The sequence below is a fragment of the Bdellovibrio sp. NC01 genome (assembly GCF_006874625.1).
GTDB lineage: Bacteria > Bdellovibrionota > Bdellovibrionia > Bdellovibrionales > Bdellovibrionaceae > Bdellovibrio.
This window is the reverse complement of the sequence record NZ_CP030034.1, coordinates 3,231,654-3,258,442: the sequence shown is the minus strand read 5'-3', so window position 1 is coordinate 3,258,442 and position 26,789 is coordinate 3,231,654. Positions and strand designations below refer to the sequence as shown.

Genomic DNA, 26,789 nt, shown 5'->3' with positions numbered 1-26,789 from the left:
TTTTTAGCTCTGCCCTTTTAGGAAGTAACGTTCAGTCGTTTAGATTAGTAAACGTATTCTGGATTCAAGATCGAAGTGTAACGAGCAAGGTCTTCGATCGAGTACATCAAGTTTTGGTGCGATGAAGTCAGCGCGCCACGAGTCATCATGATGCTCAACACTGCACTTGCTGGAACCGGACCACGGTCCTTCAAGTTGATTTGCATGTTGCTTGTCGCTTGCATCAACACTTCTTGAGAAAGTGCGATCAAGTCAAGTTGTGCCAACTGATCGTTTTGTGCTTTCAACTCACCAAGTTGTTGCAACAAACCTTGAAGTTGATCAAGAGGTACTTGCTCAAGGTATTTTTTCGCTTGAGTCAAGTATGACAATGATTGAGCCATCATCACTCTTGCCATCTTAACTTGGCCATCCAAAGACAAGTTAGGATTTTGTTTCACTTCAGCATCTGATACCAACAAACCGTTTACGTTGATCGCAGTCAATGCTTTCACTAGTTCCGCTTGAGCTGCATCCGCTTTCGCAGACAAAGCTTTCAAGTCTTCGTTAGAAGCGATGATCTCAGGCAATGATTTACCTTTCAATTTCTCGTCTTTCGCTACTAGTTCGCCAGCTTTCGCTTGGATTTGCATATCCATGTTCAACAAACCAATCAAACCTTGACCGATAACTTGTTTGTTATCTACCAACGCTGCCTTACGAGCCGCCATAGAGATCAACACGTTTGCACCACTTGCGTTGTCAGCTGCGAAGAACTTCACCGCAGTTGAAGATGTCGAGCTTTGACCGTAACGAGTCGCTGTGAAACGATCGTTCAAGCCTTTGCCACCTTTCAACGTACCTACTTTGAAGAACTCAGCGAAAGTATCCAAACCAGTTGCACGGTATTGGTTCGTGTCAGCCAATGAACCCAAAGTCGCAGCATCTAGCAAGTTTCTGTTGATCGTTACTGGAGCTTCAGCAACTTGTACAAAGTTGTGACCAGCATCGAAGAAACCTGACGTCAAGCTGCCTGACATGATCTCTAGCAGAGTCATCATGTTCAATGATTGAGCCGCGTTGTCTACACCCAAGAAGTATTGTTCGAACTCATTGTAAGAGATCCAACCAGTTTGAGAGTCATCCGTCATCGCGCGAGGATTCGCGTTCAACAAGAAGCGTACTGCAAACTGTTTGTCAAAACCGATACCAAGAGTATCAAATCTGTCTTCTGAAGGAGCTGGAGCGTAATCGTATACACGACGAGCTTCCAAAACTTTCACATCAGCTTTTTGTTCAAATACTGGGTTTCCTTTTGAGTCAACTGCTTGAGACTCTGTGCCGTCAGCATTTTTCTTCATTACAGGAATTTGCGCCGTGTAAGGGTAAGCGATCAAGCGTTGTTTGATCTCTTCTTTCGAGTTACCGAAAGGCAAGTTCGTGTTAGGGATACGGATCACTTCGTGGAAGAAGTCGTAACCAAGACGAGCAGCTTCTGCGAAGTCGTTTTGTTCAGCTTGGTTCAAAGCGTTTTCATAGATAACCATTCTGAAGTAGTCATCAAGGAAACCACGGATCGTTTGGAACTCACCAATCGCACGGCTTACCATCGAAACTTTTTGTGACCAGCCGAAGTTCAATCTGTCAGCAGCATGGTAACCGTTGATGTACAATCTGTTGTAGTCTTGGATCGTGTTTTTCACGATATCAGTCGCAGACACACCCGAATCGTATGGAGTACAAGCTGGCTCGATACCAACAAGACCATCATGACATTGACCGTAGTGTCTCAACAAACCAGATTGGTTCACCAATTGTTTTTGCATGTTTGACCAGTATGGGAAGCCCAACAAAGTCTTCACATCAGACAAACCGATGAATTTACCATTCATAACTTTAGCTTGTGCGCCATCTTTAGAGATTTGCAACACACCATTCGATTTTGCAGCCATGTCTTGCGCCGCTTTGCTCAACTCAACACGACCTGTGTAGATCGCACGAAGAGCGTGTACGTCGTAAGTACCAGGACCCGCGTATTCCATTTCTGGAGCCGCGATATAATCCATGATCGAAGTATAGTTACGTTTTGTGTTTTCACCTTCGAATGCGAAGTTATCGCGGTCGAAAGAAGCTTTAAAGTTATGTACTAGACCCAATGCGTGACCAACTTCGTGCAACAATGTTGCTTTGATCTCTTTTTTGAAAAGAGTGTTGAAGTCAGTTTCTACGAAACGGTCGTTGTAGTATGCACGGCTGTACATGAAGCAACCGCCACGCAATTTCGATGCTTTATCGAATTTCGCAGACATTGCAGTCATTTCAGCTTTTTTCTCTAACAAAGCTTTGATGTTTTCAGAAAGACCGTCTTGGCGAGCCATTTCGCGAGAAACGATAGCTTCCAACATCAAAGGATCATTTTTAAATTCACCAGACAAAGCTTGTTCAAGAACACGTTTCGCGAAGTCTTTGTTCGCCGCTACTTTAGTGTCAGAAACAAGAGTTCTCGCTTTAACTTGGCGACCTTTTGCTTTCGGGTTGCCAGCTTTTTTTGCTTCAACTGCACCAGCATATTTAGAAGTCATGCGAGTGTTTACTGCAGGGCGAGCAGACAAAGCCAATTTGCTGATGAAAGAACCGTAGTGTCTTGTCATTTCAGCAGCTTTATCAGTAGCCGCGTTACCAGTTGCCGCAGAACCTTGACCTGCTTCGCCAGCTTTTTGCGCAGCGATTTGTTTTTGCAAGTCAGCCAAAGCTTCAGTTTTAGCTTCTTCCAACATTTTTTCGTATTCGCGTGAATCTTTGTAAGAAGCCATCATGCCGCGAACTTCTCTTTCAGAGTTACCAGAGTAAACGATAACGTTGTTCGCCATGATTGTACCAGAGTATGGATTTGGTGCAGGTTGCGCTACACCCAAAAGACCGTTTTCAGCCTCTTTATCCATGAACCACAAGTAGTTGCGATCCAAGTCACCCAAGTGACCGCGAGTCGCGTCGTCTTCTTTATTCAATACGATGAAGTCACCAGCGCGATCCAATTCAGTACCTTTGAACGCTTTGTGGAAAGCTTCATTCCATTCAGCAACAACCTCAGCAGCAGCTTCTTCAATCAAAGCTCTTCTGTCAGCTGGAGCATCAGCCAAACCACCAACCCAGTAGTTCAAAACTTTACCGTTACGGAAGTCATGGATCACTGGATGGTAAACTTCAGAGTTTTCACGGCCTGCGCGAACATCTGGTTTGTTAACAGCGTCAGCCAATGTGAAGATTGCGAAGTTCATAGCATTTTGCGCATCTGGAGAGATGTTTGGTGCAAATTGCATATCGTCGATATCGGCGTGCGTTCTTTTCTTGAATGATAGACGCTCAACAACGTTGTAGTTGAATTGCGCATTCAAGCTGAAGTATGCACCGTTTGTTTTTGCTTGGTTCGCACACTCTGGTCTTACAGTGTAAGAACCAGCGATAGAGAAGTTCAAGATACCGTCAGCAGACAAGCGGTTGTCTGGATCAGTAACTTGTGAAGAAGACTCTGCTTGCCAGCATTGACCAGCTTCGAAGAATGCAAGAGGTGAGTTCGCAACTGGAACTGTGTTTTTAGTCCAATCAAGCTCTACGTATTCTGCGTCTTCTTTTTTAGCGTCGATCAATTTAGGAACTTGCAAAGCCACGCCGTCAGCATCAACTTTTTCAAGTTTGAAGTACTTAACCGGCATGCTCATCAATTCTTCTTTATCTTTCGGACCTTGACCCACGAATTGGATCAATGCTTTTTGGTTGCGAACTACAACGCGGTCTCTTTCGAATTCGAATTTAACAACCGCAAGGTCACCAGAAGTACCAGTTTTACCAACAACCATCATGTTCGAAGCGTCTTCGAATGTTCTGCGGTAGTAGAACTCACCTTGAAGATCAGAGATCTTAAGAGTGTTCAATGGATCGATGATACCTGTAGGACGAGCGCGCTCTGCACGTTGATCGCGAGCGATTTCAACTAGGCCTTGAGATTGAGCTTTAGTTACTTTGCGCAATTCCAAAGAGTTTGTTGTGTTGTCTTTGTTATCTGCAAGGTTCAAAAGGATGTTTTTATAAGTTACTGGAACTTTCGCTACAAGGCGAAGTACACAGTTTTTGTCTTGAGATACAGAAGCATCACAAGTCAGGATTTCACCGTTAGCTGAACCCGTTTTCAAAAGACGGCGTTCATCGTCTGACAAAGCAGACAACGTCGTCAATTCGTAAACTTTCATGTCTTCAGCATCAAGTTTCGTCATAACTTTTGAATCGTCAGCAACGAACTTCATGTTGAAGTTGTAGCGTGCTTGAAGTTCCGCAGCAGTTGAAACTTTGTTATCCAAAGATTCCGCTGTGAACAATTGATCCAATTCTTTCTTTTGCTCTGCAGAACCGATGTCTTTACGAGAGTCCGAAGACGTGTTCAATCTGATGTGAGTCGCTTGGCTGAACTCAGTTTCACGCATCGTCAAAGTAGACGTGCTTTCGCGAAGCTCATTTTTAGTTCTTTCAAGAACGCCTTTAGCCAAGATGTCATATTTAAATAAAGGAACTAGAACGTTAACAGCTGCACGGTTCGTGAGAGAAAGCGAACGTGCTTTTTGAGCTTGAGCCATTTTTTCAGCGATTTGTTTTTTCGCTGCTTGGCCTGAAGCTTTTTGCAACTCAATAGAAAGTTGAACTTCGCTTGGAGATACAGCGAGTTGTTTTTCAAACTTTGACAATGAGTCGATGGACGCCAATTTATAAGCCGTCACGAATTTAGAATCGATACCGAATACGATTTTGAAGTTGTCTTTTTCAGTGCCTGATACTTCAAGGTCGTTGAACATGAAGCGAAGGCGAGATGGGATTGAAGAATCATCCGCATCGACTGCAACCAAACCTTTTTCTTCAGTAGCTTTGCTGTTTTGAGAACCAACAAGCGCTTGTGAGCGCACGCTAGCTTTCATATTAGCTTTGAAGCCGCTGTTTTCTGATACTGTACCAAAATCAGAAATTGCAAACGTTTGCAATGCCTCTTGGTCTGACAAAGCAGCATCACGCTTCTTCGTACAACCTGACGCAACTAGCGCGAAGGCCAACAAAGCTGTGAACGCTTTTGTATACTGAGGTTTGTGAGCCATTTTTCTCTCCATTCCTTTATTGTCACCGCCGCAACCCCAATTCAAATACACTGAGGGCGCTGGCAGAGACTCTCTCTTAGGGAACTTAAATGCATTGAAAGTGCCATGTAGATATTTCGCCAATGTCGATAAATTGAATTTGAGCAATATTTACTGTACAGATTTTTAACAGGGGACAATTCGCGGATTCGCGAAGTGAGACGCACACTTACAGCGCAAAGACAGTACGGCAAAGAGCACGAGAAGACTTCTCGGCCCATAGTTGCACAACGATTTCAGAGAATGATTTCTCGGACTTTTGTGAGCGCTCCATCGCCTCTTCAATCAGCGATTGCCACATCAAAGCTTTATCTCTTTCATGCTTCCATGCGAACTCGTCAGAGGGCATATACGGAAGATTTACACGTTGTGCATCAAATTGAGACTGAAAATTATAGTTTCCTAAAGAGGGCACGGCTTTCAATGGTGCTTTGGCAAATTGGATTTGATCATCGATCAAGATCGCACGTTTCGCATCAAAGCCAGGAAGTAGGTTCGCAGGATTTTTCTTAAAGCGATCAGAAAACTTCAAAGACTGATCTTGAGAGACAGTCTCAAGATCGCCCTTCGAGAAAACGGCGTGCACCACGCTTAATGCATTTTTGCCATTGGGAAGAATCACTTTTTCTAACAGTGCATTGTTGCGCGAAGCTTCGCCGCCGCTAAAAAAGCTAATGCGCACATCGGGATTTTTTGAAAGGGCGAACAACACTTCACCAAGATGATCTGTGGGACGGTAGAATTTGCCTTCTACCTCCAGGATCGTCGCATCTTGTTTTGAGACAGCGGCAGTTTCGGGAGCAATCGAATAAAAAGTCGTCCAATCAATATCGAAAATAACATCAATCGGAGCGGCGAGAGCTCTTCCTTGGAGTGCTAGAATGCAGAGCATGCTTGCAAAGAAGAGCTTCATGAAACCTCTTAGAATGCGACAGTTAAAGACGCGTAGATAAGAGAGTTGTTGTCATCAAGAAGGGCAATATTTGAGTCTTGGCCATTGGCTTTCAAAGCCGAACCCGAGTTGGTGTGACCAATAGCTGCAGAAATAGCGTCTGTGAAAGAGTAGCCGATTTCTTCGCTGTGCTCGAATGATTCTTTGATGTTGTTTTGGTAAGTCAGACCATTTTTGTGAATGAATTCGCCTGACAAGCTTACGCCGCTTGCGAAGTCATAAGAAATAGAAAGCGATTGGTTTGATGAATACGCCGTATTCACAGTGCCATCAAGTGCCGTATCGTATTGGTGGAAGTTCTTGCGCAACGAAATTGCCGACACGATTTGCAATCCCGGAATGAGACGATCTGGATTAATCATCGCAGTCAATGAACCCGAAGTCGCACCTTGAAGATTTTGACGTGTGTGTGAGTCTTTAGAAGTTGGAGCCACAGCACTTAAGCTATAACCCAACATAAACACGCGGCCCAAAGCGACGGGCTTTCTAACTAAGCTAAGGGTTGTATCAGAGAAGTCATCGGCCTCTGAATTTTTAAGATCTTGAGAATAGCCACCTTGTAAGCGGACAGAATAGTCTTGCGAAAGTTTCAAATTGAAACGCGCAACATAGTCCATTCCTTCTTTTTTAGTTCCGTCTTGGAAGTCATAAAGACTTTGCGAACCAGAAGCTTGAAGAAAGCCACTAAAGATAGAGCCATGTCGCGGATCTTGTACAACTGTCGTAGATGAAGCGACGGAAGCATTGTTGTTGTTCGCAAAAACTTGCGTTGCCAACAATAGAGTCGCAACAAAACCAGCAAAAGATGACGTGTTCAATTTCATAGACAGGCCTCCGATTTGGAAATTATTGCGAAGGAGGTGCCATTCTTTGTGTGTCTAGGTTGAAATATAAAGCTTTTAAGCCTGCCGGGATGTTTAAGCATTAGACACCAGGCCCCAACTGGGTCTACGATCAGTCGGTGAAAAACATGAGAGATTATATTCAGATCTTTTCCGACGGCGCATGTTCAGGCAATCCCGGCCCAGGTGGTTGGGGTTCAGTTATTTTATTTCCGACTGATCAAGTGCTTGAAATTGGTGGCGGCGATCCGCAAACGACAAACAACCGTATGGAGATGCAAGCCGTTCTTGAAGCCTTGCGTACAGTCGCAGACCATTCAGGCACTGTGCGTTTCTACACGGATTCGACTTATGTGATTCGCGGAATTACGCAGTGGATTTGGGGCTGGCGTAAACGCGGTTGGAAAACGGCCGAAGGCGGCGATGTTTCTAACAAAGACTTGTGGGAAGAAATCGCAGAGGTCGTTCAAAAGCGCGGAGCTGCGAATAAGATCGAATGGCATTACAGCCGCGGTCACATCGGTATTCCTGGCAATGAACGTTGCGATGAGATTGCGGTCGCGTTCTCGAAGCGTGCGGGCATTGACTTGTACGAGGGTTCACTCAAAAATTATCCGGTTAACATTTTGGAAGTTCCTGCTGATACCAGTCTGCCAGAAATGCGTTCACCAACAGAAAAGAAAGCTGCGCACAGTTATCTTAGCAACATTGGTGGACTTGTTTATCGTCACAAAGATTGGCCATCGTGCCAGCGTCGAGTGACGGGGAAATCAGGAGCAAAATTTAAAAAGTCGACTTCAGCGTCTGACGAAGTTGAAATTTTAAAATCATGGGGCCTACCAGCTTCGACACCTATCAAAGAGGGCTAAATGGAAATCGTAAATCGCCAAGTTCTTATTACTGGAGCTAATCGCGGAATCGGTCGCGCCTTTGCAAAAATCTGCGCGCAAGACAAAGCCTTCTTACATCTGGTTTTGCGCAAACACGATGCAGAACTTATCAAAGAAATGGAAGAGGCGGGTGCAAAGTCCGTCACGATTTACGAAGCTGATTTAAGTTCGCGCGAAAACGTGCAAGAGCTTTTGCATAAGCTTAAAGACACACCTATTGATATCTTGTTCAATAACGCCGGTGTTTTAACAGGCGGCTTACTTGAAGAACAACCTCTTGATGATGTTTATCGAATGCTGCAAGTAAACGTGAACTCGCTGATTCAAATAACTCAAGGATTGTTGCCCGGAATGCTTGCGCGCAAGCGTGGTAAGATCATCAATAATTCAAGCGTCTCAGCATACATGAATTTTCCAAGTGCCTCTACCTATGCGGCATCGAAAGCGGCGGTGGCTGCATTCACGAATTGCCTGCACCTTGAGCTGAAAGACACTTCTGTGTCGACTTTGCTATTGATTACTCCGGCAATTAAAACGCGTATGTTTGAAGAGATTGAAACTCTGTACGGAAAAAATCTTGTTGTACCAACCGACGGAATTTCTCCAGCGAAATATGCAGAGATGATTCGTGAAGCCGTACTTCATGATTTGACGGTGCTCGAGCCTTCTGGACTAACAGGAATTAGTTTAAAGTTGGCGCGCTTTGCGAAGCCGTTGTTCGATTTTGAGATTTCACGACGTTTTCGTCGAGGATAAGTTTTGCCGCGGTAAAAATCCTTCCTGCAAATGTTAGAAAAATCATGAATTAGATTTTGAAATAAACTAATTTCAGGACCCAACTTTATATCCTTGTAATCATCTGTAGATTCACAAGCTTTTCTAAAGAGGAGTCCCTAGAATAACTCTATGAAGTTTTTGGTTTTAGCCCTGTTATCTGTAGCGATGTTATGGGCGCGTACTGATGATTCACCCAACTGCCAAAGAAAATACGTAGTAAGTGTGAATGACTATGCGCCTTTAGCTTACCGTGAAAACGGTAAGCTGCGTGGTCTTGCCCACGACATTGTTTCCGAGATTTCGCTCAGAACTCGTTGTCCTTTCATGGAAAATGAAGTCTCACGACCAGCTTCAATCGATGAGCTGAAGCGGGGGCATTCCGACATCGTGGCGCTGGTTCCTAAAACTCCTGAATTCGAAGCCAATGGCACTTTTATTCCTGTTTATAAAAGTTCTCGAGTACTGCTCGTTTCAAAATCCGTATGGGCTGCGAATAAGAAAATTTCCGATTACGTGAACGATGACAAAATTAAGTTCGTACATATGATTGGAGCAAAGCTTTCGGTAATTGGTGTGGATGAAAACAAAATGGTGGTCGGTGGTCGCTTGATCGGGACACCTCAACCAGAGGGATCTTTCCGTTTGTTTCAGCAGGGCAGAGTGCAGGCGGGATTTTTCACGGCACTTGTTGCTGACTATTATGTGAAGAAATTTAAATTAGAAGATAAAGTCGTGCAAATCAGTGATGAAGGCCTGCCAACAGAAGTAGGCTTTTACACTTCGAAACGTCGTATGTTGAGTGATGATGATCGTAAGCTTCGCGAAACGATTGAAGACATGAAAAAAGACGGCACGCTTTATCAGATCTTTCGCAAATATATGAGCGAAGATGAAGCGAAACGCCGTCTTAAGTAAGAATCTAGTTAGCCAATTTCGGGAAATTCAAAACAGCTGAACCCACAGAGCCTGTGATAGTCATTTTCATTGGCTTATTTTCCACCAATCTCATCGGTACGTTAAATACCACAGAGTACGGCGTATAGAAGCGGTTAAATGACGGATATAAGCTTACCAATTCAGGAAATGCGATTTTGATCTTTGTGATCTTGCCGTCGTAGCGTTTACCATCAACATCAAGGAAGATTCTCCATTGCGTGTTGGGTTTGTTAAGATCGTCTGATTTACGCTCTGGAGTATAGAAGGCTAAGAAGAATTCAGCTTCTTTGTTTACACGGCCTTCATTCTTAGCTTTTTCTTCTTTGAACTTATTCTCGTCCCATTGATAGATGCGTGTCAGCTGGTCCATTTGTGCCAGCAAAACTTTTGAAGTCAAAGCTGTGCCTTGCACGTCTAAAAGATTGTACAAGCCAGAATAACGAGTCACTTGATCGGAATTTTGGTCAACGATTTCAAAATACTGATTTTCAGTTAAAATCGCACGGCCTGCAGGAGTCACTTCGTAAGTAGCGCACGCTGAAAGAGTAAGTAGTAAAAGAGCTGCAAGGTATCTCATTATTTAGACTCCACAAAACTGTCTAGGTACTTTTTCAAATCGGCAAATACAGAAGATCTCATCACGTCGTTGAAGACTTCATGTTTTGCATTCGGGTAAATGTAAATTTCTTTTCGTGAGCTGCCCAAGTGGTCATAGAACTCTTTGGCATGAGGCGTACTGCATACTGGATCGTGCTCTGGCAAAAGGAACAACGCTGGTTTCTTGAGTTCATTCGCGCGGGGGCGAACATAATCCCAAGATTCCATCATGCCTAAGAACACGCCTGAAGACATGCGTGTGTGGCGCAAAGAATCTTGTTCGAATTCTCTGATCACGTCGCGATCGCTTGTCAGCATGTTATTGTTGATTTCGTTGCCAAGAGTCAGTTGCGGAAGAAGTTTGTTCAACACGCCTGCCGCTTTGGCTTTGATCGCGGGAACTTCCATCGCAAGACCCAAGAGTGGGGAGCTAACGACGATGCCTGTGTATTTTAAATCTGGATTTCTAATCAAAGTGCGAAGTTCAATCAATGCACCCATTGAGTGACACAACAAAATCACAGGACCGTTTTTAACTTTTTCATCTTTAAGAACCATGTCCAAAAAGATTTTGTAGTCATCGCAATATTCAGAAAATGAATTTGCAAAACCACGGCGACCTTCTGAGCGACCGTGACCACGAAGATCCCAACCGTAAAAAGTCCATGAATCGTTTTTGAATGCATCAACAACGCGGTGATAGCTGCCAGAGTGTTCACCATGTCCGTGAGTAATGATGATTGTGCCTTTCGCGTTTGGATTGTTCCAAACTTGAAAGAACAGCTTCATGCCATCGTAACCGTTAAAAAAACCTTCTGATCTGTTGTACATGCGAATAGATTGCCGTCAAAAACGGACTAGATCAAGCCGCGAACGACAATAGTGTCTTGGGGTACTGGTTCTTTATCGGGAAAGTCGATGTTGTAATGGATGCCGCGTGATTCTTTACGGCGAAGCGCACACTCTACCGATAGATCCGCGACGATCGCGATATTACGGAGTTCTAAAATGTCCGAGTGCATTTTCATGTTGGAGTAGTACTCTTTCACTTCTTCCAAGATGTTTTTCAGACGGTGCTGGGCGCGTTCTAGACGTTTGTTAGAGCGGACAATCCCCATATAGTTCCACATCAAACGGCGAATCTCTTCCCACATCGCAGTGATAACGATCATTTCGTCATCATTCGATTCTTCGGGATGCGACCACGGCTTAGGTTCTTTTTGTGTCACTTTTAAAGAATTCCAATTGATACTTAATTGCTCAGCACAGTTATGAGCTGTCGTCAGGCATTCAAGTAAAGAATTTGAAGCCAGGCGATTTGCTCCGTGCAGACCTGTGCAAGCAGTTTCGCCAATTGCCCACAAGCCCGGAACATCGGTGCGACCATTCGCATCCGTGACAACGCCACCGCATAAGTAGTGTGCTGCTGGGACAACGGGGATGGGTTGTTTGGTGATATCAATCCCGAATTGCAAACACGTGTTGTAAATTGTCGGGAAGCGATGGCGAAGGAATTCGGCATCAAGTTTTGTCATGTCTAAGTACACGCATTCAGAACCTGCACGCTTCATCTCTTTATCGATGGAACGGGCTACTATATCACGTGGAGCAAGCGAACCAAGTGGGTGATACTTTTTCATGAAAGCTTCACCTTTGGCGTTGATAAGTTCGCCGCCTTCTCCGCGCAAGGCTTCCGAAATCAAAAAGTTGCGAGAGTCTTTGTGATAAAGGCAAGTCGGGTGGAATTGCATGAATTCTAAATTCGCGATTCGTGCGCCCACACGGTAAGCCATCGCAATGCCGTCGCCAGTCGCGCCACTCCAGTTGGAAGTGTATAGATAAACCTTGCCGGCTCCGCCTGTCGCAAGAACCGTCGCTTTTGCCACAAAAGTGTGCACTGCGCCGGTTTCGGTCTGAAGAGCATAGCAACCCACGCAAGTTGTTGGAGTCATATCTGAAGGATCGACTTCTTTATTCACGATCAAGTCGACCGCATTGAAGTGATCCATCAAAGTGATGTTGGAATTTTCACGCACGCGCGCCAAAAGTTTGCGATGGATTTCTAAACCTGTCTGATCTTCGAAGTGTAAGATGCGACGGAAGCTATGCCCGCCTTCGCGCGTCAAATCAACTTCGTCAGTCTCTTCGCCACCTTTTTTGCGAAGGTCAAAATGAACACCCCAGTTTATCAAATCCTGAATGCGATCAGGGGCTTGATTAACATAATCGCGCACCACAGTTTCGTGGCACAGACCCGCTCCGGCAACCAAAGTATCCTGGACGTGAGAGTCATAGCTGTCTTGATCCGACATAACGGCAGCAATGCCCCCTTGGGACATCTCGGAATTGCTATCTGTGATTTTCTCTTTAGCAAGAACAATGACTTTTCCAAGTGGAGCCATTTTCAGAGCGAGAGCAAGTCCGGCAGTGCCAGAACCAATGATCAAAACGTCGCAGCGGTGAGTACTCATAATTCCTAGTGTTTACGCCCTTTAAATCTGTTTGGCAAAGGTAGTCTTGCTTGATTCTTACCAGTTTCTAAAACTACAATAAAATCAAAGGCTCACACAGGGAATATGGTGTGGCAATGTTTAGGAAGGAACAGCCTCGATGAAAGTAAAACTTCTCGCAGTCTTGATCGCAGTCGCTGCCATTTTTATTGGCGCGGTCTTGTGGCGTACAGACAGCTTCGTTTACAGCGATCGCATGAGCTGGGTTGAAGCACAAACACGAACGCAACTTGGTTCCATGAACAATGCTTTAAGCACGGAACTAAAATCTCTGCAAAGAGTCGTTTCAACATTCAACGCTGAAAATTTCCATAAAGACAAATTCAATTGGACTTCAGTGGCGCCGTACTACGCCGCAGGTTCTTTTCTTGTTACAAACGGTGAGTTCGAACCACAAAATTTATTAACGAAAGAAAATTCTAAAGCAGCCAACTGGACAAAAGAGTTCGTTAAATCCGCTCTTGGTAAAATCACGGATCGCACAAATGATTTGCGCTATTTCGTAAAACCATTCCAAGACAATAACCGCGGTCGTTATGTGGCGTTGGTTTATCTGGAAGGCAACAAAGCCTACGCACTTATTGGCAACGGCGAAATTTTTCAATCATTGATCGATGCCCAACGTGGTTCATTGAGTTCGTTTTCAATCGTGACGTCGACAGGTTTGACAGTGGGTCACTCTGTTCCTGAATACTTGGGCACAGTGATGCGCGATGATCCGTTTTTCAAAGAAGCACAAAAAAGTTCTGCAAGCCACGGTGGCGGAACTTTCAAATTAGCAAACGGCCAAGAACTTTACGGCATGTTTGAACAAGTGCCTGGCAGTAACTTGTTGGTAATCAGCTCAGCACCTCTGGCGGAAACAATGAAGGGTCGCACGGGCTTGTGGTGGCAGTTCTTGTTGATGGGTTGTGGTCTGGTGATGGTTGGTATTGCTGGCATCTTGTTGGTTGTATCGCCGGCTGAAAAAGAAATCGAAAGTCTTGAAGAACAATTGCAAGCCGCAAAAATGAAAGCGCCTGCAACTGTGCCGGTTGAAAAAACGGTGACGATTGACCCCGAAGCAACACAAAAAGAAAAAGTACAAACGTCAATGCGTGTGGCTTCGGCATTAGCGCATGAAATGCGCGGGCCTTTGACTTCGATCTTAGGTTATTCGCAAATGATCCTAGCAAAAGCATCTGACAGCGAAGTGACGTCAAGCACTGATTCGATCTTACGCGAAACGCGTGCTGCTCGCGATGTGCTTGATAAATTGTTGGGTTATGCGGGTGAAGAGATCATGGATAAAAATTCTACGAAAGTAGAAGGTCCACTTTCTCGTGCACTTAAAAATCTTGATCCCATGTTCGTCAGCAAAGGTGTCAAAATCACTCGCAACTTTGCAGAGACTGCTCCTATCGATTTGCATATTGAAGCCCTGGCCAAAGCTTTCGAAAACATTCTTACGAACAGCGTAGAAGCGATGGAAAGAATGCCGAAGAAAGAAATCAAAATCGATTTGGCAGAAGACGATACGTTTGTGACGTTGTCAGTTGAAGACTGTGGTGAAGGAATTGAACCACAAAATCTGCAAAAGATTTTCGATCCGTTCTTCACGACACGCTCTTTCCATAATCACATGGGCTTGGGTCTTTCCGTGGCGTTTGGTGTTTTGAAAGAACACAACGCCGAAGTGACAGTGGATTCAGAGCGCGGCAAAGGAACGAAAACAACAATTCGTTTCAAAAAACCAGAAGCCGCTATTGCCCCAATGAAAGCCCCAGCCCACGAGGAGCCAGAAGTGGAAGAAGTTGTGATCGCACAAACATTGCCACAGTTGAAAGAAGAATCTCCAGCACGCGAAGAAGCTGTTGCGCACTTTGAAGAAGTTCAAGAGCAAGCCGCGGCCGCCGAAGTGGCGAAAGCTTCGAATTCTCCGCTTGATGTGAATATTGAAAACCTCTTGGAGCTTCCAGCGATGCAAGAACTTCCTGAAACGCAAAATGTTTTGAATGATGATAAAACTCCTGTCGTAGAATTTGCTGAAGCAACGGCGGAGCTTGCTGGCGCAAATGCACCAGCAGGGGCTTCTGCAAATCTGATGGTTGATGATGAATTGACACCTGTAAATTTCGTGAATGCACCGACGATGACGGCAAAACCACGCACTTCAAAATTGGATACATACCAAGTTGAAATTCGTCGTCCTGGAAAGAGGATTTAAATTTGAACATTCGTGATCATAGTTCTCAGTTTACGATTTATGTCTTCACCACAGATGTGGATCAGGGGGCTTCTGCGAAAGTGTACCTTTCGCAGGCTGGCTATGATGCGTTCTTTTTCCAAGATCCAGAAGCTCTTGAAACACGTTTGAAAGAAAATCCGCCACACATCCTGGTGTTTTCAACGGCCGCTTTGGGTGGTTCACTTTCTGATTTCGTAACTCATGTTCAAGGTATCAACGATGAAATTCGTTTCATCGCAATTTCCGCAATCGGGCAGTTTGATATTCTGGCTCAGTACAATAATTTCGGTTTTGTGGATGTCATCGCTGATGAACCAGCGGCATTAGAATCGCGTATCGTGTGGTCTGTGGATCGTGCTTGCGAAAAATTGTATCTGACTTATCAAAACGAACAGCTTTTTGACGATCTTCAATCTAGCAAACAGCAGGTGGAAGAAGTTCACAAAGCCGCTGTGACAAGCATGAAAAATCAGCCGGAAGTTGAAAAAGACAACGCGGCTTTTTCAACGAAACTTGGGCAGTACCGTTCGGCCCAAAGCAAAGAAGACATGATTCAAAAATTCCTGAACAATATTTCAGGAACGATGTGTGTGTTTTTCAAATATCTTCCTTCAGTTCGTTCTTTCGTCGCGACTCACGCAAATGGAATTCCTGCCTCCGATATTCAGGGCGTAGGCTGTCAGCTTGAGCAACCCGATACAAAAGAATTGGGAACTCAGCTTGCGATGGGACTTTTACCAGCACGCTTTAATGGGATGTTGGTCGAGGCTTTTCATTTCAATCCACCGAAGGCGTTGCCTTTGTATGCAGTTCAAAATCTAGAAGGCGTGTTCGTTTATTCTGGGTCCTTAGAAAAATCCGAGACAATGCACCTGACGGAAGAGTTTTCTTTATTCTCGCTGTGTTACTCACATTTGGCGCTGGAAAGAAAAGTTGATTCCTTAGAGGTCCAAGATTTCGTTACAGAACTTCATAACCGAAATTACTATGTTAAAATTCTTGCGGATGAAGTTTCGCGCGCGCGTCGTTTGAAGCAACCGGTTTCAGTTGTAAAAGTCGCGATGGATGACTTTTATGAGATCGAATCATCTTTGGGTGAAGCGGTCAGAGACGAATTGCTTAAATCAGTAGCGACTGTCATTGCTAAGACAAGTCGTTCCAACGATCAAAGCTGCCGTACTGCTGCGAATGAGATGGCGATGATTTTGCCTCATTGCTCCAAAAAGGGAGCCGCTCTTCGTGCAGAAAGACTTCGTCGCATTATTGAGGGGACATCCTTCATGGAAAACGGTATGAAGGTTTCCATTAGTTTGGGAATCAGTGAATACCCTTCGTTGTGTGATTCAGCGAAGTCATTGGATGAATCCGCAAGCAAAGCCTTAAGCCACATTGTTGATAAAGGTGGCAATAAGATTTGCTTGTACAAAGCACCAGAAACTCACCGCCCGGATTTTGAAGTCCCGGCGGAATAGCCGGAATAGGATAGAGCAAGTTTTTAGATGGATATGTTTCGAAGAACCTTCGCGGAAATTAACTTAGATCATCTGGCACACAACATTCGTGTGTTGCAGAAGTCATTTCCTGAAGCTCCGTTCTTGTGCCCGATGGTGAAAGCAAATGCTTATGGTCACGGCGACGTGCAACTTGCACGCTTTCTTGAAACTCTTGGAATCAAACATTTAGGTGTCTGTCTGATTGAAGAAGGTCTTTTACTTCGTAACTTCGGAGTGAAAGCAGAAATTTTGGTCTTCCGTGGTTTTGATCGCGAAGGTGCCGAAAAAATTCTGCAATACCGTATGACTCCGGTTGTGACGACATGGGAACAACTTGACCATCTTGAAGCGGTTGCGGATTCAGCAGTCAGTATTCATTTGAAATTTGATACAGGTATGAATCGTTTAGGATTCCGTCCTGAAGAAGCGCAAAAACTTTTTGATCGTTTATGGCAGAATAAAAAAATTCGTGTCAAAGCCTTGGTGACTCACTTGTATAACGGTGAAGATGCCATCAGTGAAAACGGTGATAGCGCGACTCAATTGCGTGCCTTCAATCAGGCTGCGCAAATTTTTAAACCTTTCGATATTTTCTGCCACGCTTTAAATAGCGCCGGCATTTTAAGTCTTTTGCAGTTGAATCAAGATCCCAACAGTTCAAAAACGCATCCACTGCGTTTACAAAACTGGGGTCTTCGTCCTGGTCTGATGATTTACGGTTACAACCCGTTGAATGATCCAAAACTTGTCGATTTAAAACCTGTGATGAGCTTGAAGTCCGTCGTAAACACATTCCGCCAATTAAAAGTGGGCGAAGTTGTTTCTTACGGTGGAACTTGGAAGGCGCAAAGAGACTCTACGATTGCTGTCGTACCGATAGGGTATGCAGACGGCTATCATCGTGTGCTGTCGAACCAAGCTTATGCTTTGTTCAACGGTGTGCGCGTGCCACTTGTTGGTACAATTTGTATGGACTATTTAATGTTGGACGTTACGGATGCAGTGAAGGGTAAAGACCTTTCACACTTCAAAGACCAAGAAGTCATCTTATTTGGTTACGACTCGACTGGAGCTTTCTTGTCGCCTGAAGAATTAGCAGGCAAGGCGAAAAGCATCACGTGGGAAATGCTCACGAGTGTCGGGGAGCGTGTGCCTCGCGTTTTCGTCGGCAGTGACGCCAACTTTGTGTATGAAAATGTCGGGGGAGAATAGATGACAATTGCAGAACGCGCTGTCGGTGTTGTCGCTTGGGTCGGTGATGTCGTGATTACGACGATCAGAAATTTTATTTCTGAAACGGGTAAGATCATGATCTTTTTCCAAGAAAGTGTGCGCCTTATTTTTGCAAAGCCTTCACGTTTTGCCGAAATCATCAAGCACATGGAGTTTATCGGTAACCAATCTATCGGTATCATCAGTTTGACAGGGGCCTTTACCGGACTGGCTCTATCGCTGCAAATTTACTTGGGCTTTAAAATGTTCAACGCTGTGAACATGGTTGGTCCCGTCGTTGCGTTGGGGATCACTCGCGAACTGGGGCCGGTATTAACTGGTTTGATCGTTGCTGCTCGTGCGGGCGGAGCGATGGCGGCGCGCTTGGGAACAATGCGCGTGAATGAACAGATTGATGCGCTTGATGTGATGGGCGTAAATACCAAACAATATTTGATCTCTCCACGTATGGTGGCAGCAGTTATCTGTATGCCATTGTTGACGGCGGTATTCGATTTCGTCGCGATGCTTGGTAGTTGGTTCTTATGCGTGAAGATGGTGCAACTTGATGAAGCCGTTTTCTGGCAGAAAATTAAAGATCTTATCGAAGTGAAACACATCAACGAAGGCTTGTTCAAAGCAGCGATCTTCGGTTTGTTCTTTGCTTTAATTTGTACGTACCGTGGTTTCAATACAACGGGCGGTGCAAAAGGTGTCGGCGATGCGACTAACCAAGGCGTCGTACAAAGCATGGTTTCAATTATTATTCTGGATTATTTCTTAACGAATTTGATCCGTATGTACTATTTGTTGATGGGGATCTCGTAGATGAAACAAGAATCAGCCGTCATCATGCAAGATGTGAAAAAATCTTTCGACGGAGGCAAAGACTTCGTATTGAAAGGTATTAATTTAGAAATTCCAAAAGGTTCGCTGACAGCGATTATTGGTTTCTCAGGAACTGGTAAATCGGTGATGCTAAAGCACTTGTTGGGATTGTTTAAACCCACTTCGGGATATATCGAAGTTCTGGGGCAAGACATCAGCAAACTCAATGAAGATCAATTGACTAAGTTTCGTTGTAACTTCGGAGTTCTGTTTCAATCAGCAGCATTGTTCGACGATATGACTGTGATAGAAAACGTTTGTTTTCCTTTGTTTGAACATCGTCGTGATCTGTCTGAATCCCAAGTCTTACGTATTGCCGAACAAAAACTGCAAGACGTTGGTTTGGACCCAAAACATTATAAAAAACTTCCATCACAAATTTCGGGCGGTATGCAAAAGCGTACTGGTTTAGCACGTGCTCTCGCCCTAGATCCAGAAATTCTGATCTACGATGAGCCGACGACTGGATTAGATCCCATTCTGACTGAAATGGTGGATAATTTGATTCTGAGTACTCACAAATTAAGACCTGGAACGACGTCAATCATGGTTTCACATGATTTGTCCGCTGCGTTTAGGATTGCCGATCATATCGCGATGTTGGATAGTGGCCGGGTTTTACTATTTGGAACTCCAGAGGATTTCTTCAATACCGATATAGAACTGGTGAAGAGGTTCGTGAATAAAGGGATGAAACATCAATGAATTGGCTTCGTGCAGCTGAATTTAAAGTTGGCCTCTTAGTGATCGTCGTGGGATCTCTGATCGCCGTGATGTCGATGCAAGTCAGTGATGATCCGTCTTATCTTGGCCGTTCAAAAAAAGCTTGGTTCTTACTTCCAAATGCAGGTGGTCTGGTAAAAAACTCTGCGGTTCGTTCTGCGGGTATTCCTGTGGGCGTGATCAAAGACATCCGTTTGCAAGATGGCCAAGCTCGTATCGATATTACTGTTAAATCTGATATTCCGCTGACGACTTCAGCAGCCATCGAAATCAAAGCTCAAGGTATCTTGGGGGATTCTCACGTTGAGGTTTATCCAGGTTCACCAACAGATCCGCCATTAAGTGACAATTCGCAAATCATGAACATCAAATCCAAAGGTTCTTTGGACAGTTTGATGGCAGAAGTTGGCGAAGTCGCATCTTCTTTAAAAGTCGTAGCAAAAAATCTTGAAGAGGCGACATCAGAAGACGGGACTCGTAAACACATCTTGGGTCGTATCGTTAAAAACATCGAAACGATCACAGATGACTTGGCTCACGTGACGTCCCAAAACAAAGACAAGATTGGCCAAATCGTAGACGAAATCCACGACGTGACATCTTCGTTGCAAGCTATCGCCAACGACAGCAGCGACAAAGGTTTCAAAAAAACGTGGGAACATTTGTCAGCGACAGTTAAGAACTTGGACGAAGTCACAGCGAAAATTAATCGCGGTGAAGGTACGATCGGTAAACTTGTCAGCGATGAAACGACTTCAGAAAAAGTTGAACAGGCAATCGACGGCATCAACGACCTTGTGGGTGCTGCAAGCCGTATTCAAACAGCAATGGATTTCCGCACAGAGTACTTGGGTACGGTGGGCAGCTGGAAATCGACGATCGGTGTTTACATTCAGCCAGGTCTAGATCGTTTTTACTATCTAGGTGTTGTTGATGATCCAGCCGGTGTGGTTGAAACGACTCGTACACAAACTTCAGGTACGACGACATCTGACATCACTGAAAAGAAAACTTACGAAAACAAAATCAAATTCACTTTGTTGTTCGGTAAGAATTTCTGGGACCTTACACTTCGTGGCGGTATCATCGAAAACGGTGGTGGTTTCGGTATCGATTACTACTTCTTCCGTCGTAAGTTGAAACTTTCGACAGAGTTCTTCGACTTCACAAGAACGAACTGGCGTACATTTGCCACTTATTACTTCTATCGCGGTCTTTATGTTGACGTAGGTTTGAACGACGCTCTTGATAAGAACGGTTCTAGATCCGGTTATGTGGGAGCAGGTCTTTATCTTACCAACGACGACCTCAAACTTCTCTTAACCAAAGGCCTCTAGAATATGACACCGCAGACCGCCAACCCTTCAGAGAAGAATTGGCTCGTAAAATCTTCAACACGGATTTTAGGGCCTTACACTTTGGATGAAGTGACGGCGATGTTGGCGAGCAAGCAAATCTCTATTATTGATGAGGTTCGCCAGCCACAAGGTCGATGGGCCTATATTCGCGAAAGTCAGTTGTTCATGGATATCGTTAAAAATATCCGCGAAGAACAAGACAGCTCTTCTGAAAATACCATGACTCAATCGATCGCTCAGCACACGGTCACGAATGTCACTAAAACTGACACTGTGACTTTGACGATGTCTGACGATCTGACACCGACACCAGTTCCGCATATTGATATGCCACCTCCGCCACCGGAAGTTGGTTTTAAAGATGTGACTCCTTCAGTTGAAAGAGCCACATCTCGTTCTTTGGCCACTGATAATACAGCGGCAAAGAGCTACGGTTCTGCTGGCGACAATCGTTTGCAAGGTAAGCTTAAAAAACAAAGCAATACTTTGCGTTGGGGTCTAATTGGTGCTGCTGCCGTTGTTGCAGTGGGTGCCGTTCTGACTTTAACTTTAAAAGATCACAAAAAATCTGCCGGTTACGAAGAGCTTTTGAATCAAGCGGTTCGTTATAAAAGCTTAGGCCTTTATGAAAAATCATTAGCTGCTTATAAAAAAGCCGCAGCGATGAAAGAACCAGATGCAGATACACAAACACAAATGGCGCCGGTTCTTATTTCTGAAGACCGTCAAAGTTTGCAGGGCCGTCGTATCTTGGAAAGATCTTTGATGCAAGAAGGCCGTTCGCGTGAAGATCTTGTCGACGCTTATCTTGGAATCTCTGTGTCCTACATGATGGACGGGGATTTGAAAGAGGCTGAAGACACTCTTCAAAAAGCGATCGGTCATGAACCTTCAAATATCGCGGCTCTTTTAAATTTGGCGATCGTACAAATGAAAAAGGGTAACTACGCCGAAGCGATGCGCGAATTCGAAGGCGTTTACCGTAAAAATCCAAACTCAGTTCTAGCGTTGTTTGGTCGTGCGATGTCTGCGATGGAATATTCTAAGACAGCACCGGATCGTTCGTTTTTGAAATCACTTATCACGGATATCAAAGCGACTTTAAGCCGCACAGGTTACTTGCGCCAGGAATTGAATTTGTTCTTGGTTTACGCGCAAAACCTTGTGGGTGATGCCGATGGTGTGAATCAAGCAGTCGTGCAATTCCTTGATACCCAAGCGAAGATGGCTGAACGCTATACTCATCCTCTGACTGTCGACTGGCGTTTTACTCAGTGGGATTACCTGGAAAAGTATTGCTCTGAATTGTTCGAAAAATCTGTGCAAACGGCAGAGATGAAAGCACTTCGTGCGATCTGCTTGATGGAAGTAAACCGCGATTCAGATGCGAATAAGATGTTGCAAGAGGCTTTAACGGAAGGACCGAAAGATCCTTATGTTTTGGCAGCGCAAGCAAGTTATCTTAATAAAGCAGATCGTTTGCCCGAAGCGATGGCCATCCTAAAGATGCCAGAGCTTACAAGCTTAAGCGTACGCAATCACTTGATGGGCGATATCTGTATCGCGACAGGTGATGTGGCATGTGCCGAAAAAATATTCTCGCAAGTTTATCAAAATAATCGTGCTGATGTACAAGCGTTGTACGGTCTTGCATGGATTTCGATGAAAAAGAAAGATCGTCCTGCGGCTTATGAGTATGTACGTACGGGTCTTGAATCTGAAGCGAACTACGTTCCATTGTTAGAGCTGCGCGATCAATTGGAGTCTGAATAATGAAAAAATTCGTCCAGATATTTTCACTCTGGATGTTTTTTCTACTGGGAGCCTGCACCAAGGAGCCCGGTTATCACGTTGAGCACTACAAAGAAATTAAAATTGAAGACATTCCTGCTGACATAAAAGTTCCCAGCAAAGTTTGGGACCTGCTTGAATTCAAACCCGTGACGGCTGAATCTCACGAAGAAAAAAAAGCTGAAGGCCACGGTGAAGCAAAAGCCGAAGGCGAACATGGCGGCGGAGAAGAAAAGAAAGAGGGCGGCGAGAAAAAAGAAGGCGCCGGGGGAAAAGATATCGTCTTTTCTGAACTGTCCGTTTTCTTAGTCGAAAAAAATGACGACATCGTTAAAGGCGAAGCTGTGAAAATCAGTTTGCCTAAAGGTGGCGGCGAAATCGATCTTGCTCAATACATCACTACGAATAAAGGTTCTTTCTATGTGGGATTTGATTTCCCGCAATTTACAGAATCAACTGCGCAAAAAGTTGTGTTCTTAAGCAAAACCCGCAAGCGTCGTATCGACGATAAAGTTTTGGGTGCAGGTTGCAATCAGTTCCTGGATATCACAACGACATACACGAAAGAAATGGCGAAAGCCGGTCTTAAAGTAAACACAGTTCGTGAGCGTTACATCACTGTTTTGGGCGGGACTTTCTTCTTCTCGGCACAAAAAGCGGGGACAACATACATTTCGCAAGTGACGTTCAAGGACTCTCGGTATCAGAATCTTTTCTGTGAGGTGCCCTAATGGATAAAAAAACCGTTCACAGCCTTCAAGACAAAGACAATGTCGATCACTTGTTCTTAGTTAAAGAAAAGACGGTGGCCACTGGTAAAAATGGCCGACCATTTATGGGTCTGCAATTAGGTGATGCCACTGGCAACATCGATGCTCGTTTGTGGGACCGTGTTGAAGAACTTTCTCGCGAATTTGAAATTGGCGATATTTTAAAAGTAAAAGGCCAAGTTCAACTTTTCCAAAATCGCAAGCAGTTGATCGTGCATCGCTTAGAGCGTGTCGATTCTTCGACTGTAAATTTTGAAGACTTTATTCCAAAGACATCACGCAATTCTGAAGACATGTTGGCAGAGCTGACTGTCCTTGTGCGTTCGATGAAGAACGATAATCTTCGTCAGTTAATTTTAGACACTTTGGAAGATCCAGAAATTCGCCCGAAACTGATGCGTGCTCCAGCAGCGAAATCAATCCATCACGCGTGGATTGGTGGTTTGCTTGAACATATCTTGTCGATTGCGAAGATCATGGATTTTATGGGCAACCATTATCCATTCTTGAATCGTGATTTGCTTTTATTCGGCGCGATCTATCACGATATCGGTAAGATCTGGGAACTGTCTTACGACAACGGAATTTCATACACAAATCGGGGGCGCCTGATTGGTCACATGGAAATTGCTTGTGAACTGATCGATAAAAAAGCGTCACGCATTTTGGGGTTCAGCGAAGAGCTTCGCGATATCTGTAAACATATTATTTTAAGTCACCACGGAAAACTGGAATACGGTTCTCCGAAGCGTCCTAAATTCCTAGAGGCGATGGTGATTGCAATGGTCGACGACTTTGATAGCAAAGTTGCGACGTTAAAGACACTGATCGAGGCCGAACGTGGTTCCGGCGAGAAATGGTCTCGCTATAATGAACTCTTCGACCGTTATTTCCTACTCGATGATCTGAATGAGAAGTTTTAATGTTTAAACGTATTTCTGAATTGCTTCACACATATAAAAACTACGATCCGGCAGCGAAATCGTTGCTGGAGATCGCGCTTTTATATCCGGGCCCGAAGGCGTTGTTATGCCATCGTGTCGCACACTTTTTCTATGGCAATAAATTGTTCTTCTGTGCTCGTTTGGTTGCGGAAATTTCGCGCTGGATGACGGGCATTGAAATTCATCCGGGTGCGACGATTGGTCGTCGTCTGGTGATCGATCATGGTGTGGGTGTGGTGATTGGTGAAACGGCTGTGATCGGTAACGATTGCATCATCTTCCACGGCGTCACTTTGGGTGGAACAAAATTCAATCCGATCAAACGTCATCCAACTGTAGGAAATAAAGTTCTTATCGGAACAGGCGCAAAAGTTTTGGGTCCACTGACTGTCGGTGATGGCGCCGTTATTGGTGCAAACGCCGTTGTCGTGAAAGACGTTCCAGCCGGTGCTGTGATGGTCGGCCCGTTGGCGCAAGCAAAAGGATAATCACAATGAAAACTCTGGAGCAGTGGTACGCCGAATACAGTGAAAGCCACCAAAACCCTTTGAATCGCAAGATTCATAAAGTGTGCGTTCCAGCGATTTTCTTTTCGATTGTGGGTCTATTGATTCAAATTCCTATCAGTCTTGGTCCACTCCGCTTAGGTGAGGTGATCCTTGCTATCGCGCTCGGTTGGTACATGACTTTGGGTAGAAAAGCCTTCCTGATGATGGTGGGGCAAGTCATTGGCAGCTATGTTTTGCTCTATATTTTAGGACATTTGATGCATCCGGTTTGGCCGCTTCTGATTGCGATCTTTGTTGTCGCATGGATCGGGCAGTTCTATGGGCATAAAGTAGAAGGTAAAAAGCCTTCATTTTTCAAAGACTTACAGTTTCTTTTGATCGGTCCGTTGTGGGTGTGGACTCATTAGGATTCCGCACCAAGTCCGCACGCGTTATTATCAACGCATTTTCATGATCGAAAACTAATTATAAAAGCTTCGCTTTACGCTCTGTGTCTCTGAGACACTATAGATGTCCTTAATCTAGCACGAAAGGAGTTCGGCTATGAAACAGGTAGAGTTAGAAGCGACTCCCGCGAACACAACTCAAGCAGAGAGCACTAGTACAAGTGCTCCAGTTCGCAAGAAGAATCGCCGCCGCCGTCTTGCAGCTTGGTAGCTGAGTGAGACTGGCTAAGTGCCTACTCCACGCATTCCGCGTGTGAGTAGGTGCGATAGTCACCACCGTGTACAAGCACTTCCCAGTCGCCGCCTTTTTTGCGGATCAATGTGCGCTCTCCAGCGTCCCCATTACTCAAATTGATATAACCATCTTTGAAGTCTTTGATAGAAAGAGTTCTGATTTCTTGATCGCCGTCTGCGTTTGATTCTTGGATTTCCACGATTCCGCGAGAGCGTTCTGATTCGATTTCTCTGACAACGATGTCTTTAAGGTCGTCTTGATCGATATTTTTACAGAACAAAAGAGTCTTCGGTTGTTGAGCGTGTGCCAGAGTCACGTGTGCCAGTGTCGCTGCAAAGAAGAAAATCATCGCTGTTGAAACAAGCTTCACTCAAAACCTCCAGTCTGTCTGAAAACCCGTTCTAGCAAAGCGTTCGCCGGGATGAAAGCAAAATGATAAACAACGCGCTATGTTTTGAGCGCGCAGGCTCGGAGTAATTCGGACATAAAAGTAATCGCTTCGTACTGTGGAACTTCGTGGAAACTTTTATCACCAGGTTTTCATTCTCAGTAGCTTCTCACAAGGCTTTCAATCGTTTCTCACCATGAAAGAATTCCGCGGAATCTCTGTTCAACAAAAGAAGTTAGCCTTATCACTGTGCTCTCTTTGAAAAAAGGATCATAGAAATGAACAGAAAAGGTAAATCACCTCGTTTCAAAAAACAAAGACGTCTTCTGATGGAACTTCCAGGCTTGGGTAAAGCGGGAGCCATGGAAAGAAAGCCTTATCCTCCAGGTCAACACGGGCAACGTCGCCGTAAATATTCTGAATTCGGTTTGCAACTTGAAGAGAAACAAAAACTTCGTTTGCACTACAACGTGCGTGAAGAACAATTCCGTCGCTTCATCAAAAAAGCTCAGAAGTCTTCAAACACGAACTGGGTTGATTCATTGGTTAACTTGCTTGAAAAACGTTTGGACAATGTTGTTTTCAGATTGGGCTTTGCGCCAAGCATTCCTGCTGCGAAACAAATGGTTTCTCACGGTAAAGTTTTGGTTAACGGTAAAAAAGTTAACATCTCTTCGCAAATCATTAAAGTGGGCGATGTTATCTCGTTGAAAGCGGATGCTTACGAAAACCAAGTTTATCTTCAAGCGAAACAAAACCCACGTCTTCCATTGCCATCATTCATGTCAAAAGAAGAAAAAGGTGGAGTTGAAACGGGTCGTTTGACGGATGAACCAAACATTGAAGCAGTGCCGTTCACATTCGACGCAGGTCTTGTGATCAGCTACTACTCTTTACGTGGTTAATAGGAAATTTCCCTATGAAAAACACAAAATTTCTTGAAGCTGAAGAGATCACACTCGAAGAAGTAAACAACGAGTTTGTCTCTGTCACAATGGCTGGCGAAAAATTTGTCTTCGATATGGATACTTTGTATGACATTTCTTTTCGCTTCGCCTCGTTCTTGGCTTACCTAGAGCAAAAAGAAGAACAAGACGCAGACCAAATCTGCGCCGACTGTTCACGCACTAAAGTTCACTAGATTT

23 protein-coding genes are annotated in these 26,789 nt (G+C 44.6%); 16 read left to right on the top strand and 7 right to left on the bottom strand.

The window, feature by feature from the left end; genetic code table 11:
* Nucleotides 1–44: 44 nt before the first annotated feature.
* The 3 genes from DOE51_RS15575 to DOE51_RS15565 all read right to left on the bottom strand — a co-directional run bounded on the left by DOE51_RS15575 (nucleotide 45) and on the right by DOE51_RS15565 (nucleotide 6,932).
* Nucleotides 45–5,117 (bottom strand): zinc-dependent metalloprotease, encoded by a 5,073-nt coding sequence (locus DOE51_RS15575; RefSeq protein ID WP_168196472.1) that lies wholly within the window; start codon nucleotides 5,115–5,117, stop codon nucleotides 45–47.
* Nucleotides 5,118–5,325: 208 nt separating this feature from the next.
* Entirely contained in the window at nucleotides 5,326–6,069 is a 744-nt protein-coding gene (locus DOE51_RS15570) for a hypothetical protein (RefSeq protein ID WP_142697458.1), read from the bottom strand.
* Nucleotides 6,070–6,077: 8 nt separating this feature from the next.
* The gene (locus DOE51_RS15565; protein ID WP_142697457.1) at nucleotides 6,078–6,932 is read right to left on the bottom strand and encodes a hypothetical protein; all 855 of its coding nucleotides are present in this window, start codon (nucleotides 6,930–6,932) and stop codon (nucleotides 6,078–6,080) included.
* Between the two features lie 146 nt (nucleotides 6,933–7,078).
* Here DOE51_RS15565 and rnhA point away from each other — a divergent pair, with 146 nt between their 5' ends.
* The 3 genes from rnhA to DOE51_RS15550 all read left to right on the top strand — a co-directional run bounded on the left by rnhA (nucleotide 7,079) and on the right by DOE51_RS15550 (nucleotide 9,532).
* A complete protein-coding gene (gene rnhA, locus DOE51_RS15560) occupies nucleotides 7,079–7,819 on the top strand; it encodes a ribonuclease HI (protein ID WP_142697456.1) in 741 nt (246 codons plus the stop codon).
* Nucleotides 7,820–8,596: an SDR family oxidoreductase gene (locus DOE51_RS15555; protein WP_142697455.1), complete on the top strand. Its 777-nt coding sequence runs from the start codon at nucleotides 7,820–7,822 to the stop codon at nucleotides 8,594–8,596.
* Nucleotides 8,597–8,746: 150 nt separating this feature from the next.
* Nucleotides 8,747–9,532: an ABC transporter substrate-binding protein gene (locus tag DOE51_RS15550; RefSeq protein ID WP_142697454.1), complete on the top strand. Its 786-nt coding sequence runs from the start codon at nucleotides 8,747–8,749 to the stop codon at nucleotides 9,530–9,532.
* Nucleotides 9,533–9,536: 4 nt separating this feature from the next.
* Here DOE51_RS15550 and DOE51_RS15545 read toward each other — a convergent pair whose 3' ends face one another.
* Genes DOE51_RS15545 through nadB form a run of 3 tightly spaced genes read right to left on the bottom strand, consistent with a single transcriptional unit; the run spans nucleotide 9,537 to nucleotide 12,621 of the window.
* Nucleotides 9,537–10,130 (bottom strand): hypothetical protein, encoded by a 594-nt coding sequence (locus DOE51_RS15545; RefSeq protein ID WP_142697453.1) that lies wholly within the window; start codon nucleotides 10,128–10,130, stop codon nucleotides 9,537–9,539.
* A complete protein-coding gene (locus tag DOE51_RS15540; RefSeq protein WP_142697452.1) occupies nucleotides 10,130–10,981 on the bottom strand; it encodes an alpha/beta hydrolase in 852 nt (283 codons plus the stop codon). The genes DOE51_RS15545 and DOE51_RS15540 overlap by 1 nt, the downstream gene beginning before the upstream one ends.
* Before the next feature lie 26 nt (nucleotides 10,982–11,007).
* Complete coding sequence (nadB, locus tag DOE51_RS15535; protein ID WP_142697451.1) at nucleotides 11,008–12,621, bottom strand: L-aspartate oxidase; 1,614 nt, start codon at nucleotides 12,619–12,621, stop codon at nucleotides 11,008–11,010.
* A gap of 139 nt (nucleotides 12,622–12,760) precedes the next feature.
* Here nadB and DOE51_RS15530 point away from each other — a divergent pair, with 139 nt between their 5' ends.
* Genes DOE51_RS15530 through DOE51_RS15480 form a run of 11 tightly spaced genes read left to right on the top strand, consistent with a single transcriptional unit; the run spans nucleotide 12,761 to nucleotide 24,982 of the window.
* Entirely contained in the window at nucleotides 12,761–14,866 is a 2,106-nt protein-coding gene (locus DOE51_RS15530) for an ATP-binding protein (RefSeq protein WP_142697450.1), read from the top strand.
* Between the two features lie 2 nt (nucleotides 14,867–14,868).
* Nucleotides 14,869–16,359 (top strand): GGDEF domain-containing protein, encoded by a 1,491-nt coding sequence (locus tag DOE51_RS15525; RefSeq protein ID WP_142697449.1) that lies wholly within the window; start codon nucleotides 14,869–14,871, stop codon nucleotides 16,357–16,359.
* A 27-nt stretch (nucleotides 16,360–16,386) separates the two neighbouring features.
* Nucleotides 16,387–17,592, top strand: coding sequence for an alanine racemase (gene alr, locus DOE51_RS15520; protein WP_142697448.1), 1,206 nt, complete (start codon nucleotides 16,387–16,389; stop codon nucleotides 17,590–17,592).
* Nucleotides 17,593–18,420 carry an ABC transporter permease gene (locus tag DOE51_RS15515; protein ID WP_142697447.1) on the top strand — a complete coding sequence of 276 codons (828 nt, stop codon included), beginning with the start codon at nucleotides 17,593–17,595 and terminating at the stop codon, nucleotides 18,418–18,420.
* A complete protein-coding gene (locus DOE51_RS15510) occupies nucleotides 18,421–19,185 on the top strand; it encodes an ABC transporter ATP-binding protein (protein ID WP_142697446.1) in 765 nt (254 codons plus the stop codon). It abuts the gene before it with no gap.
* Nucleotides 19,182–20,540, top strand: a complete 1,359-nt coding sequence (locus DOE51_RS15505; protein ID WP_142697445.1) for an MlaD family protein — start codon at nucleotides 19,182–19,184, stop codon at nucleotides 20,538–20,540. Before DOE51_RS15510 ends, DOE51_RS15505 begins: the two co-directional genes overlap by 4 nt.
* 3 nt (nucleotides 20,541–20,543) lie before the next feature.
* Nucleotides 20,544–22,334: a lipopolysaccharide assembly protein LapB gene (locus DOE51_RS15500; RefSeq protein ID WP_142697444.1), complete on the top strand. Its 1,791-nt coding sequence runs from the start codon at nucleotides 20,544–20,546 to the stop codon at nucleotides 22,332–22,334.
* Nucleotides 22,334–23,083 carry a hypothetical protein gene (locus DOE51_RS15495; RefSeq protein ID WP_142697443.1) on the top strand — a complete coding sequence of 250 codons (750 nt, stop codon included), beginning with the start codon at nucleotides 22,334–22,336 and terminating at the stop codon, nucleotides 23,081–23,083. The genes DOE51_RS15500 and DOE51_RS15495 overlap by 1 nt, the downstream gene beginning before the upstream one ends.
* Nucleotides 23,083–24,045 (top strand): 3'-5' exoribonuclease YhaM family protein, encoded by a 963-nt coding sequence (locus tag DOE51_RS15490; RefSeq protein ID WP_142697442.1) that lies wholly within the window; start codon nucleotides 23,083–23,085, stop codon nucleotides 24,043–24,045. The genes DOE51_RS15495 and DOE51_RS15490 overlap by 1 nt, the downstream gene beginning before the upstream one ends.
* The gene (gene cysE / locus DOE51_RS15485) at nucleotides 24,045–24,554 is read left to right on the top strand and encodes a serine O-acetyltransferase (protein WP_142697441.1); all 510 of its coding nucleotides are present in this window, start codon (nucleotides 24,045–24,047) and stop codon (nucleotides 24,552–24,554) included. The genes DOE51_RS15490 and cysE overlap by 1 nt, the downstream gene beginning before the upstream one ends.
* A 5-nt stretch (nucleotides 24,555–24,559) precedes the next feature.
* Nucleotides 24,560–24,982: a DUF962 domain-containing protein gene (locus tag DOE51_RS15480; RefSeq protein WP_142697440.1), complete on the top strand. Its 423-nt coding sequence runs from the start codon at nucleotides 24,560–24,562 to the stop codon at nucleotides 24,980–24,982.
* A gap of 272 nt (nucleotides 24,983–25,254) precedes the next feature.
* Here DOE51_RS15480 and DOE51_RS15475 read toward each other — a convergent pair whose 3' ends face one another.
* A complete protein-coding gene (locus DOE51_RS15475; RefSeq protein ID WP_142697439.1) occupies nucleotides 25,255–25,626 on the bottom strand; it encodes a hypothetical protein in 372 nt (123 codons plus the stop codon).
* A 296-nt stretch (nucleotides 25,627–25,922) separates the two neighbouring features.
* Here DOE51_RS15475 and rpsD point away from each other — a divergent pair, with 296 nt between their 5' ends.
* Together rpsD and DOE51_RS15465 are read left to right on the top strand one after the other, a co-directional pair.
* Entirely contained in the window at nucleotides 25,923–26,549 is a 627-nt protein-coding gene (rpsD, locus tag DOE51_RS15470; protein WP_142697438.1) for a 30S ribosomal protein S4, read from the top strand.
* Between the two features lie 14 nt (nucleotides 26,550–26,563).
* Nucleotides 26,564–26,785, top strand: coding sequence for a hypothetical protein (locus DOE51_RS15465; RefSeq protein ID WP_142697437.1), 222 nt, complete (start codon nucleotides 26,564–26,566; stop codon nucleotides 26,783–26,785).
* Nucleotides 26,786–26,789: the final 4 nt, after the last annotated feature.